Consider the following 11,533-nt stretch of genomic DNA (forward strand, 5'->3'; position numbering starts at 1 on the left):
CAGGCTCCCTGACATAAAGTAGGTTAGGGAGGTGTGGACATGTTAGCGGTTTGTATAGGATTTCTATTATGCGGCGTTGTGTGCGCATTCATTGTTGCGCTGGCCGCGAATGCGCAGAAAGGTCTGCGAGCGGCAAGCTACCAAAGCATGATCCGATACGGCAAGGATATACAAGAGTGGCAGGACAAGCGCGATTTGCAGCAGCGTTTCGGATTATCGCAGCTGCTCGGGAGAAGGGGAGGGGGCCTGTCGGCCTTAGGATTATCCTCAGGGACGATGGCGCTGATCGGCGGATCGGCTCTTTTGTTCGGTCCTGCGCTGCATTACGGCGGATTATCCATCATCGGATATGGACTGCCCATTCTTGGTCTGTTCTACTTATGCGTGAGCGCGTGCCTCGCTGAGATGTCATCCGCCTATCCGGTTGCCGGCAGCTTTTATTACGCTTCGTTCGAGCTTGGAGGCAGGCGTTGGGGACTGAGGGCGGGCTGGTTCCATGCCGCAGGCCACCTTGCCGTGTATGCCGTTATGCTTGGCGGGTTCGCCTATATCGTGGACAGCGCCGCTGCCTCCGTCTGGGGCGATGACATTTCGGGCATGCGTTTCTGGGGAATTGCAGCTGCAACCGCGCTCTCGCATACGGTTGTCCATCACTGGGGGGCAGTATGGCTAAAGTGGGTGCATGCGGCAGGCTTCTGGCTGCAGCTGAGCATTATCTTGGCGGTGCTCACAGGGCTTGTCTTGTTGTTCTGGCCCGGCCAATATTCGCCGGCGCTGCTGTACGAGCTTCAAACGCTTGATCTGACCGGCGAGGTGAGCGGAGGCTCCTTCTGGATCGGTCTTTTGCTGCTTATGAAGCTGTTTCTCGGCATGGATGGCGCTTCGCAAGGTGCGGAGGAAACGATCGAACCCCGCATTCGTGTGCCTTGGGGCATTTTTTTATCTACGGCTTATACGTTTCTGGCAGGAATTATGCTCCTGACATTCATGTCGCTTACGATAAGCTCGCTTGGCGGAACCGGAGGGATATCCGAATCCGCCGGCTGGCGCGCTGGACTCGCGGGCGTGGAAACCTTTATGCAAAGCGCTCGCTCTGCTTTCGGAGGCTCGCCGATTATCGTTTTGCTCATTCTTGTTTCTTTGTGGGGAAGCGGTCTTCATTCGATGTCGGTGTGTTCGAGAGCCTTGTTCGGACTTGCCCGCGAGGGGGCGCTGCCGTTAGCAGGCCGAATCGGAAAAGTGTCCGCAAAGGCGAAGGCTCCGCTTGTCGGGGGGTGGCTATGCGCTGCCATTGCTGTCCTGCTGCTCATTCTAGCGCAGTTCATTCGCCCGAATGAGTCGATGCTGCCGCTTCTCGCATTCGCCGTTGTGGCGCTGCATGCCGCGTATGCGATTCCAATCGGTCTGCGATTCGTCCGTTTTGCCCCTTTGATGAAAAAAAGCCGGGCCTACAATCGGCTTGATTATAGCGTCGAACAAAGATGGAGCAGCGCCCCGTGGCAGCTTGGCAAATGGAGCCTGCCCGCCCACGGCGCCGCTTTCCTGTGGCTGGTTGCAACCGCAGTCCTTGCCGCTCTGCTGCTTGATCCTTCCGCTGCGATAGGGGCGGCTGTCCTGCTGCTTGCCGTCACGGCCTTGGAAATACGATCAATCTATGGGAAATGATTAGACGGCGGCTTGTCATTTCCCGGGGAAGCGCAATAACGGACAGAAACTAAACGGTTTCGACAGCGTTGGGATGAAGACGAAGAGAAAGTGTCGAATAGCGGTCGTGGCAGCGGACGGCAATTAAATTTAGCGGCATTAATAGTTGAGTTCTAACCTTAATTTTGCCATCTTCTGTCTACAGCGTTTATAATGTAAACAATAATAAGAGAATGATAGAAAGGACGTACGGATATGAGAGCTGTGGAGACAACCGCCAACCTGGCATCGCTGCAGGTAGGCATTCCGCGCATGCTGAAGCACGGCTCCAAAGAGGTGCTCAGCGGCATATTTAAATCGGCAACCGCTGAGCCTTGCCGAGTTGGAAAGCTGGGCGTTGAAGGCGACGGGCAAGGAGATACGATCAATCATGGGGGACCCGATAAAGCGGTATGCGCTTATTTTGCGGCGCGCTATCCGTTTTGGCAGGAGGAATACGGCAAGCCCTTATCGAACGGTTCGTTCGGAGAAAACTTTACGATAACGGACTGGACGGAGGACGATCTTTTTATCGGGGATATTGTGACGGTAGGCAGCGCGACGCTTCAGGTGAGCCAGCCGAGGCAGCCGTGCTTTAAACTGGGATTGCGCAATGAGCTGCCGACGCTGCCGGCTCGGTCTGCCTTAACAGGCTACACCGGCTTTTATTTCCGCGTGCTGGAAGAAGGCAAGGTCAAGCAAGGAGACCGATTCACGCTTGTTGAGCGCCATGCCTTGCAAATTACGATATCGGAGGCCAACCGTGTGATGCACCGGGATAAACACGACATCGCCTCCATCGAGAAGCTGATCGCCGTTCCCGAGCTGGCGCTCAGCTGGCGCGAGCAATTGCAAAATCGATTAACCAAGCTAAGGAATAACTAGAGTGAACCGTGAAGGAGGAGCGAGCGATGCGTTTAGCACAAGCATTGGGATACGGGGAAGACGATAAGCTGCTGCTGGTCAACGCCGACGATTATGGCTTATGCCATTCCGTCAACAGCGCTGTACAGCAGCTGCTATTGGAGGAAGCGATTAGCTCGGCAACCTTAATGCTGCCTTGCGGGTGGGCGAGAGAGGCCGCGCTGTGGAGCGCGGCGCATCCGCAATATGACGTGGGCATCCACCTGACGCTGACGAGCGAGTGGGACGCTTATAAATGGGGGCCGGTTACAAACGATGCGGACGTGTCGTCCCTCGTAACGGAGGAAGGCTATTTCTATCAAACGTCGCGAGGCGTCGAGGAGCACGCGGAGGCCGGTCAGGTGAAGCGCGAGCTCATCAGCCAGATCGAAAGGGCGCTTAAGCTGGGCATGCAGCCGACTCATGCGGACAACCATATGGGAAGTCTTTACGGGCTTGAGACAGGGAAGCACTTTATGTCTGAGGTGCTGGATGTATGCGCTTACTACGGTCTGCCGTTCCGCCTGCCGCGCTATTTGTTTATGGAGAACGGAGGCGTCGCACCGAAGGAAATGGAAGAACAGGCGCGCGCGATTGCCGCATTGGCCGATTCCAAAGGCGTCGTCATCCTCGATTATTTGGTCGGACTTCCATTCCATGCTCAAGCTGGAGAAACGTATGATACGTTCAAGGCCGACATGAAGGCGCTTCTGGGGCGTTTAAAGCCAGGCGTGACCGAGCTGATCATTCACCCTTCTCATGTGACGGAGGAGCTGCTCGCGTTCCACGGCCAGCCAGCCAAAAGAGGGATGGAATTGGAGATATTCCGCGACGCTGAAATACGCGCGGAGCTTGACGCTCAAGGCATTAAGCTGATCCGCTGGCGCGAGCTGCAGAAGCTTCAGCGCGAGCGCAAATCATAAAATTTATTGGCGGAGGAGCTTTCGAGACATGTCATTTCAAGCCGTACAATCGTTAGCGGAACAAATGAAACGGAATATCGGTGAAGTAATCGTAGGAAAGGAAGAAGTGATCGAGCTATTATTTATCGGGTTAATTACTTCCGGACATGTGCTGCTCGAGGATGTGCCGGGGACCGGCAAGACCGTTCTGGCGAAGTCGTTCGCAAAGTCGCTGTCGCTTGCTTTCAAACGCGTACAATTTACGCCGGATCTTCTCCCATCGGATTTAAGCGGCATTCACTTCTATAATCAGAAGCACGGCGACTTCCAGTTCCGCCCGGGACCTTTGTTCACGAACCTGCTGCTCGCAGACGAGATTAACCGGGCGACGCCGCGCACGCAATCCAGTCTGCTGGAAAGCATGGAGGAGCGCCAGGTCAGCATCGACGGCGAGACAAAGGCGCTGGCGCTGCCTTTTATGGTTATCGCCACGCAAAATCCGATTGAGCATCAAGGCACTTTCCCCCTTCCTGAGGCGCAGCTCGACCGGTTCCTGTTCAAAATCAAAATGGGATATCCTTCGACGGAGGAAGGCTTGCGGTTATTGCAGCGTTTCAAGGAACGCGACCCGCTGTCGGAGCTGCAGCCGGTAGCGGGACCAGAGGAAATCGAAACGGCAAGACGGACTTATCCCAGCGTAAAAATATCCGAAGACGTATTGCGTTATTTGCTGGCAATCGTGGAGGCTACTAGGGCTCGCGACGACGTGGCGGTAGGGGTTAGTCCGCGCGGCAGTCAAGCGCTGCTTCGGGCGGCGCAGGTGCATGCGATTTTGAGGGGAAGGGACTATGTAACGCCGGATGACGTGAAAGCCATGGTCAAGCCGGCGCTTTGTCACCGTCTCGCGATGCGCGGACTGTCGCGCGCGCAAGGACAAGCCGAAAAAGTGCTCGATGAAATTATCCGCCAGACGGTCGTGCCGGCTGAAGCCGGTCTGTCGGTAAGGTAGCCCGACACGATGTTTATTTTGTGGTTCGTCTTGACGTCGGCTGCGGTCCTCTACGGACAAAGCTTATTATTCCGAAAGCTCGTCTTAAGGCGCCTTACCTACAAGCGTCAGTTCCGTCAAAAAACCTGTGTCCGCGGGGAAGAAATCGAGCTTGTCGAGCAGCTCGAGAACAGGAAGTGGCTCCCGGTTCCATGGCTTCGCGTCGAATCTCAATTGTCTGCCCACCTGGGCTTTCGCAAGGGCGAAAACTTTGACGTAAGCAGAGGCGAGCTGTATCAAAACCACCGCAGCTTCTTCAGTCTCGGCGGTTACACCCGGGTAACGAGAACGCACCGGATTACCCCGCTTCGGCGCGGCTGCTACAGCTTAAGCACGGTCACGCTGACCGGCGGCGATCTTCTCGGCAATACTTATCGGCATACGCAGATCCCGCTTGAGGGGGAACTGATCGTTTATCCGAAGCCGGCGGAGGTGCCGTTCCGCGAGCTTCCGACAAGGAGCTGGCAGGGCGAGCATTCCGTCCGCCGGTTTATTGTGCCGGATCCGTTTGTCGTTGCGGGGGCGCGCGAATATCAGCCGGGCGATACGATGAAGCAGGTGAATTGGAAAGCGAGCGCAAGAACGGGAACGCTGCAGGTGCATCAATACGATTACACGGCGGACCGAAACATCATGCTAATTGTGAATGTGGACGATGCGGAAGGCATGTGGAGGTCCGTTTCGAATGAAGAGCTGATCGAGCAGGGAATTGAATGGGCTGCCGGCGCGGCCGAAGCTGCGATCTCACAAGGCATGGAGGTAGGCTTTACCGCCAATATGCCGCTTGCGGGAAGCTTAGAAAGCGCGCGGATCGAGCCTGATCGCGGATACGAGCATTTGACGGCGCTTTATGAAGCGATGGCTCGGCTGAAATTGACTCGTACCGAACCCTTTTTGTCCCTGCTGGAGAGGGAAGCGCTGCTTGCTTATGCCAACCGGGATGTGCTTGTCATCTCCAGCTACTGGAACGAAGAGCTTGAAGACGCTGCAATCCGGCTTCGGGCGAATGGCAATTCGGTAACGGTGTGGGAATTGCTGGCTGAGGAACGACAGTCTGATTTCGAAGCGGACTTGACAGCTTCCCGAGTCGAAGGAGGCAGGAGCGCATGATGAACAATAGGCGCACTTCTCTTTGGCTGTCACTCGTAAGAGCTTATGTGGAGCTGGTCTTTTATTTGCCGCTTGCTCTTGCCGCTTCTCATTATTTGCTGCCGGCTTCTCAGATGCTCTGGTGGATCATAACACTTCCGATCGTATACGGCGCATGGGCCGCGATTCTGCGCGAGAACAGCCGGATTCGCGTCTTCGTCCGCGTGCTGCTTGCGCTTCTTCTAGGGTTCGCCCATAGTTTGTTAACAGCCGTCCTTACAGGTACGGAATGGGATCTCGTACCCATTGCGGCGTGCGGACTGCTTGGAGCTTTGTTTGCAGACCGGGGATTCATCCAGTGGAGAGCTGGCTGGAGCGCTGCGTTCAGCAGCTTTCATATGGTCATCGGCGTAGGAGCCTATATCGCGATGCAGCCGATCAAGCTGCTAGCGCTCAAAGAGCTTGCCGACTATTCGTTCGTTTGGAATATCGGTGCAGTCGTTTCAATCCTGCTGTTTTTTATTTTGGCGAATGAGCGTCATTTGAACTCGGAATCGGTGGATGCCCACAACTCGCCCACTTTGAAAGCTTCGAAACGTTTGAATCGGCTTTGGATCGGCTTGCTTCTGGGCCTCATTGGTTTTCTAATGATTTTTCGCCAGCTGCGCGAATGGGTGGAGGAAACGCTTCGTTCCTTCTTCCAATCGCTGTTCAGCGGGATAGAGGAGGAGCCTCCAAAGGCCCCGGAGCCGGAGCCGATGCCGGAGCCGCAAGGACTTCCTCCTATGGAGCCGCAGAAAGAGTCCTGGTTCATGAACATGCTGGAGCTTGTGCTCCAAGTGGCTGCCTACATGCTGGTTGCCGCTGCAGCAATTGCGGTCATTTACCTCTTTGTCAAATACGTATATCGAGGGATATTGGCGCTCATTCAGAAGCTGTCCTCCAAAGAACGGTTAAAGCAAGAGGAGGAGGGCGCTTATACGGACGAGGTCGAAAGCCTGGTCGACTCGAAATTTCAGTGGCGCAAACGCTCGCGAAGGGAGAAGACCCGCGATACAGGCTGGGATGAGCTTACATCCAATGCCGAACGGATCCGTTATCTTTATAAAACATGGCTTCAGACCGAACGGGAGAGAGGATATGAAGCGAAGCCTTATTTAAGCCCGAGGGAAACGGCTCTGGAAGCGGGAGCTTCTGCCGGGGAACGGCTGACGAACGAGCAGAGCAGCTTTATCCAGCTTTATGAAGAAGCGCGGTATGGCGAAAGGGAGCCTTCAGGCGAAGCCGTATCTCAGCACCGAATCAGGCTGGAACATGAGCGTAAAAGAAAATAACGGCATCCGTGTGCCGTTATTTTTTGAGCTCCAGCATATGCGCCGCAATTTTCCGGCCATGGAAGCGCCCGGTTTCAATGAAAATTTCATTCGCCTCGTGGCGGGATGCTACGACTCCGGCCAAATAAATGCCGGGGACGTTCGTCTCCATGGTCTGTTCGTTGAACGTAGGATAACCTTCTTCCTCCATCGTTACGCCGGAAGCCGTGAGGAAGCCGCGGTCAGGATGAAAGCCTGTCAGTGCCAGAACAAAATCATTCGGAATCGTTTCTGTTCCTTCAGGAGACTCAACCGTAATGTCGCGCGGGCGAATCTCGGTTACTTTGGAGCGGAAGCGCATCGCGATAGAGCCTTTGGCCACCTTGCTCTCGAAGTTCGGGCGAACCCATGGCTTGATGCTGGAGGAGTAATGCTCGCCCCGATAAATAACCGTGACGCGGGCGCCTACGCGCTCCAATTCCAGAGCGGCGTCAATTGCGGAATTGCTCCCCCCGATTATGGCGACTTCCATACCGACATAAGGGTGGGACTCCCGGAAAAAGTGGCTGACCTTATCAAGCTCTTCGCCCGGGATATTCAGAATATTCGGGTGATCGAAGTATCCGGTGGCGATTACGACATGCTGGCAATGGTAAGTTAACGGATCGCCGAAACGGTCCTGCGCATCCAGCATAAACCCTCCGTCTACACGGTGAATTGCGGTAACCGCGACATATGGCTGTATACGCAATTGATGCCGCTGAGCCGCGGTCCGGTAATAATGAAGCGCCTCAAGCCGAGATGGCTTCTCGCTTGCCGTTGTAAAGGGAATGTCTCCGATTTCGAGGAGCTCGGGCGAGCTAAAAAAATGCATATAGGTAGGATATTGCGAAATGGAATGCACGATGTTGCGCTTCTCTATAACGAGAGGCACGATGCCGGCGCGCTGCAGCTCGATAGCCGCCGCAAGACCGCAAGGACCTCCGCCGATAATAATGGTATGCTCTTGGGTTGTGGAGATTTTTGACATAAGCTAGAATCCTCCTGAAATCTAAAAGAATATGCAAATAATGACGATAATGTCATTGTACTTGGACAGCCGAGCCAGTGCAAACAGCGGTTGTTGTCTTGTACCGCCGACAGTTTATTGTATAATAAGGTGGAAGCGCAACTTTAACCAGTAACATTCAGGGGGAGAGACCATGCGTAGACGGTTTGTAATTGAGGCAGTAATGGTAGCGACGTATGGACATCTGCTCGTGCCGAGTCGTCCAGTCGATTATGTTGTGCCTTATTCGTCCATCGCGGAGCTTTACGATATGAGAGACGGATCAGATCCGGTTATGGACAATCCCGATGACGATGGACATGTGAAGATGAAAATAAACGAACTGATCCAATTTTTCGAAGATTCCTTAAACCGGAAAAAGATTGAAAAAGCGCTTCAAGTGCCGTGGAGAGAAAGCGCTCCGCTGCTGCTGGACGAAAATATTCAGTTCACCGTCGTGAATGCGATCGATAATGCGCAATACGGCGAACGGTTCGATCCGATCGAGACGGAGCTTCTGTTAACGGGAATGAAGCTGAATATCCCGCTATTATCCGATCAATTCGAATTTCAGGATAAGCTGATCGACGCGGAGGTTCCCGTTCAAGTCTATGATATTGAGGATTTCGAATTTGCGGTCGAAGAGGGCATCTCTTCGGTTGATTTGGAAATATAGAAAATCAAGTTCAATAGAAGAAGGCAAGCGGTTTAGGGTTCAAGACCCTAATCCGGCTTGCCTTCTTTGCTGCGCCGATCGATCGCTTCGGCCATCGTTTTGTCCGTCAGGTGAGCGTAGATTTGCGTCGTCTCCGGGGACGCGTGTCCTAATTGCTCCTGCGTCTTGTAAATGTCGTTCTGTAAATAATAATCGGTGGCGAAGGAATGTCTGAGCTTATGCACGGACAGATAGGGCTTGCCGAACCGTTTGGCGTATTTGATGACCATCGCTTGGATCGCACGTTTGGTCATGCGCGAGCCTTCTCGGCTGCCGTTGGCGATGGCGAGGAATAGCGCCTTTTCGCGTTTTGGCGCTTTATACCGTGTTTCTCTGAGTTCGAGATACTGCTGCAAGTCATCGATCGCATCCTGCCGGAAATACACAGGCGTCTTGAAGGTATCGTCGTTTTTACCTTTCCGATAGACGTAGCACAGCTTTTTTTTCAGATCCAGGTCGTCCACGTTCAAATTAACAAGCTCGGAAACGCGAAGGCCCGAATGAAGAATGAGACTAATGATGCAAGCGTCGCGCGTCTTATTTAACTCGTACGAATAGACGGCCTGCTTGTTCCGAGCGACTTCCACGCCGTAATGGCTTCTAACGTAGTGAAGAAATTCCGCGATTTCGTTCTCCTGCAGCAGCTTCCCCTCTAGCTTTGCCGCCGTATCCTTCGGTTTATGCGTACGTTTAATGGACACCTTAGCCATAACATTCCGCTTGAGCAGCGGGTAAAAATCGTCGTCCTCCGCAATTTGACTTAAATAATGAAAGAGGGAACGCAGGGAGGAGAGCTTTCTTGATATGGTCGTACGGTTATTCCGTTCCGGCTTATAGGTCGAAAGGAACATGCGATAATTGTCGATGCTTTCCATCTTTAACGTCTCGAGCTCCTGCAGCTGCACGTCCTTAAGAGCAGCCGCTGACGACAAGCCTTCGCTGATCAGCCACTTTAGAAACGTCTCGTAGTCTCTTATGTATTCGACTAAAGAAGAAGGAGAGAGGTCGGGAAGCTTGTAATTAATAAATTGCTCGATATACCACGGCATGGCGGGCAGCTTGGCGTCCAGCTCCTCGCGGTCCTTCAACTTGATGATATTCATCGGCTGACCTCCTCGTCTATCTCTTTTATACGTATTGTACCAACGGTTTTAGTTTTGGACAATAGAAATGGAATTGCTAAATTAAAAGTATAAAAATAATAAACATTCTTTCATGAAATAACTCATAATTCTCATAATAGAAAGGTAATTATATGTAATTAGGAAATATGTATTACATAAATTAATAGAATTATGTTACACTCTTACAAGCCGATCATCGAGAAAAGGAGGAAATATATGATGAAAAAGAAATGGGCGACACTAACGGTCAGCGCTGCACTATTCTTGTCAATCTTTACTGGCGTGTCAGCGCCGGCCGCGCATGCGGCAGCGCCGCAAACGTTATCCTATGGAGAAACCGGTCACGATGTGCCGGATTTACAATATCGCTTGAAAACATTAGGTTACTTTGAAACGGATATAACGGATTATTTTGGACCGGCTACCCGTTTTGCGCTTGCGAAATTCCAGCGCGATTACGGCTTGGTTGTTGATGGTATAGCGGGAGCCAATACTTGGGCGATGCTGAAGAAGGTATCCGTTAACCGGACAGAGCTCGATCTGATGGCTCGGATCATATACGGCGAAGCTAGAGGCGAATCGTATGAAGGTCAAGTGGCGGTTGGCGCGGTTGTCATGAACCGCCTGGCATCCTCGAAGTTCCCGAATACCGTTAGAGGCGTAATCGAGCAGCCAGGAGCCTTCACGGCCGTATCGGATGGTCAATATTATATGACTCCTGATAAAGAAGCTTATATGGCGGCCCTGGATGCGGTTCGAGGTTACGATCCCACGGGGGGAGCGCTCTACTACTTCAATCCGAATACGGCGACTTCGTCCTGGATCTGGTCGCGCCAGCAAACGGCGAAGATCGGCCGTCATATTTTTGCTGTGTAAGGTATGTCCCGTCAGCTTGCTGGCGGGATTTTGTGCGTTTAGAGGCGGAATCGTACTGGGGCGTTGAACGTGATATAATAATGATGGTAATCTAATTTTTGGGGGTGTCATGCATGAAAGTGGAAATATGGTCGGACTTTGTATGTCCGTTTTGTTATATCGGGAAAAGAAAGTTCGAAATGGCTTTGCAGCAATTCTTACATAAGGATCAAGTCGTAACGGAGCTCAAAAGCTTCGAGCTCGATCCGAACGCGGATTCCAGCGCGCGTATAAGCACAAATGAGATGCTGGCTCAAAAATACGGCATGAGCATTGAGCAGGCGAAAGCCGCAAACGCCAATGTAACGCAAACAGCGGCAGAGGTGGGTCTTACCTTCCGGACCGAGGGGCAGCTCGTCCAAAATACGTTCGACTCTCACCGGTTGGCGCAATATGCGGCTGCGCAAGGCCGAGGAGCCGAGATGGCCGAACGGCTATTCCGCGCCCACTTCACGGATAACGATCCGATCGGCGAGAAGGACTGCCTCATTAAGCTTGCGTCGGAGGCTGGATTGGACAGCGAAAAGGTGAAGTCGATGCTTGACTCGGATGAATATGCCGGTACGGTTCGGGAGCAAGAGGAAGAGGGCAGCCGCCTGGGCATACGCGGCGTACCGTTCTTCGTCATCGACCGCAAATACGCCGTGTCCGGCGCGCAGTCGCCTGCCGTTTTTCTCGATACGCTTCAAAAAGCATGGCAAGAGAAGTATCCGGAGCTTGTGCAGGTAGACGGCGGAGATGACGCGGCATGCACGGATGGTTACTGCGTGCCGGGGCTCGATAAGGAATAAGG

The 11,533-nt window shown here is 53.1% G+C and carries 11 protein-coding genes; 9 read left to right on the forward strand and 2 right to left on the reverse strand.

Annotated elements, in window-relative coordinates:
• Positions 1 to 39: 39 nt before the first annotated feature.
• From D3P08_RS09395 to D3P08_RS09420, 6 genes are all read left to right on the forward strand, one after another.
• A complete protein-coding gene (locus tag D3P08_RS09395; protein ID WP_119599301.1) occupies positions 40 to 1,665 on the forward strand; it encodes an APC family permease in 1,626 nt (541 codons plus the stop codon).
• Between the two features lie 234 nt (positions 1,666 to 1,899).
• Positions 1,900 to 2,568 carry an MOSC domain-containing protein gene (locus D3P08_RS09400; protein ID WP_119599303.1) on the forward strand — a complete coding sequence of 223 codons (669 nt, stop codon included), beginning with the start codon at positions 1,900 to 1,902 and terminating at the stop codon, positions 2,566 to 2,568.
• 26 nt (positions 2,569 to 2,594) lie between these two features.
• Positions 2,595 to 3,509 (forward strand): polysaccharide deacetylase family protein, encoded by a 915-nt coding sequence (locus D3P08_RS09405; protein ID WP_119599304.1) that lies wholly within the window; start codon positions 2,595 to 2,597, stop codon positions 3,507 to 3,509.
• A gap of 28 nt (positions 3,510 to 3,537) precedes the next feature.
• Positions 3,538 to 4,497, forward strand: coding sequence for an AAA family ATPase (locus tag D3P08_RS09410; protein WP_119599306.1), 960 nt, complete (start codon positions 3,538 to 3,540; stop codon positions 4,495 to 4,497).
• A gap of 9 nt (positions 4,498 to 4,506) precedes the next feature.
• Positions 4,507 to 5,646, forward strand: a complete 1,140-nt coding sequence (locus D3P08_RS09415; RefSeq protein ID WP_119599308.1) for a DUF58 domain-containing protein — start codon at positions 4,507 to 4,509, stop codon at positions 5,644 to 5,646.
• Positions 5,643 to 6,959: a DUF4129 domain-containing protein gene (locus D3P08_RS09420; protein WP_119599310.1), complete on the forward strand. Its 1,317-nt coding sequence runs from the start codon at positions 5,643 to 5,645 to the stop codon at positions 6,957 to 6,959. The genes D3P08_RS09415 and D3P08_RS09420 overlap by 4 nt, the downstream gene beginning before the upstream one ends.
• Before the next feature lie 16 nt (positions 6,960 to 6,975).
• Here the strand turns inward: D3P08_RS09420 and D3P08_RS09425 are convergent, their stop codons facing one another.
• Positions 6,976 to 7,968, reverse strand: a complete 993-nt coding sequence (locus tag D3P08_RS09425) for a YpdA family putative bacillithiol disulfide reductase (RefSeq protein ID WP_119599312.1) — start codon at positions 7,966 to 7,968, stop codon at positions 6,976 to 6,978.
• A gap of 172 nt (positions 7,969 to 8,140) precedes the next feature.
• Here D3P08_RS09425 and D3P08_RS09430 point away from each other — a divergent pair, with 172 nt between their 5' ends.
• Positions 8,141 to 8,662 carry an ADP-heptose synthase gene (locus D3P08_RS09430; RefSeq protein ID WP_119599314.1) on the forward strand — a complete coding sequence of 174 codons (522 nt, stop codon included), beginning with the start codon at positions 8,141 to 8,143 and terminating at the stop codon, positions 8,660 to 8,662.
• Positions 8,663 to 8,709: 47 nt separating this feature from the next.
• Here the strand turns inward: D3P08_RS09430 and xerS are convergent, their stop codons facing one another.
• Positions 8,710 to 9,804 (reverse strand): tyrosine recombinase XerS, encoded by a 1,095-nt coding sequence (xerS, locus tag D3P08_RS09435; protein ID WP_119599316.1) that lies wholly within the window; start codon positions 9,802 to 9,804, stop codon positions 8,710 to 8,712.
• Positions 9,805 to 10,044: 240 nt separating this feature from the next.
• Between xerS and sleB the strand changes: the two genes are divergently transcribed.
• On the forward strand, positions 10,045 to 10,701 hold the full coding sequence (gene sleB, locus D3P08_RS09440; RefSeq protein ID WP_119599518.1) for a spore cortex-lytic enzyme: 657 nt from the start codon (positions 10,045 to 10,047) through the stop codon (positions 10,699 to 10,701).
• 113 nt (positions 10,702 to 10,814) lie between these two features.
• A complete protein-coding gene (locus D3P08_RS09445) occupies positions 10,815 to 11,531 on the forward strand; it encodes a DsbA family oxidoreductase (RefSeq protein ID WP_119599318.1) in 717 nt (238 codons plus the stop codon).
• Positions 11,532 to 11,533: the final 2 nt, after the last annotated feature.

The organism is Paenibacillus nanensis, assembly GCF_003583765.1.
Taxonomy (GTDB): Bacteria; Bacillota; Bacilli; order Paenibacillales; family Paenibacillaceae; genus Pristimantibacillus; species Pristimantibacillus nanensis.

Bases quoted from the DNA above. Each gene is read 5' to 3' on its own strand.
- D3P08_RS09395 (WP_119599301.1), top strand. From the start codon at position 40: ATGTTAGCGGTTTGTATAGGATTTCTATTATGCGGCGTTGTGTGCGCA.
- D3P08_RS09400 (WP_119599303.1), top strand. From the start codon at position 1,900: ATGAGAGCTGTGGAGACAACCGCCAACCTGGCATCGCTGCAGGTAGGC.
- D3P08_RS09405 (WP_119599304.1), top strand. From the start codon at position 2,595: ATGCGTTTAGCACAAGCATTGGGATACGGGGAAGACGATAAGCTGCTG.
- D3P08_RS09410 (WP_119599306.1), top strand. From the start codon at position 3,538: ATGTCATTTCAAGCCGTACAATCGTTAGCGGAACAAATGAAACGGAAT.
- D3P08_RS09415 (WP_119599308.1), top strand. From the start codon at position 4,507: ATGTTTATTTTGTGGTTCGTCTTGACGTCGGCTGCGGTCCTCTACGGA.
- D3P08_RS09420 (WP_119599310.1), top strand. From the start codon at position 5,643: ATGATGAACAATAGGCGCACTTCTCTTTGGCTGTCACTCGTAAGAGCT.
- D3P08_RS09425 (WP_119599312.1), bottom strand. From the start codon at position 7,968: ATGTCAAAAATCTCCACAACCCAAGAGCATACCATTATTATCGGCGGA.
- D3P08_RS09430 (WP_119599314.1), top strand. From the start codon at position 8,141: ATGCGTAGACGGTTTGTAATTGAGGCAGTAATGGTAGCGACGTATGGA.
- xerS (WP_119599316.1), bottom strand. From the start codon at position 9,804: ATGAATATCATCAAGTTGAAGGACCGCGAGGAGCTGGACGCCAAGCTG.
- sleB (WP_119599518.1), top strand. From the start codon at position 10,045: ATGAAAAAGAAATGGGCGACACTAACGGTCAGCGCTGCACTATTCTTG.
- D3P08_RS09445 (WP_119599318.1), top strand. From the start codon at position 10,815: ATGAAAGTGGAAATATGGTCGGACTTTGTATGTCCGTTTTGTTATATC.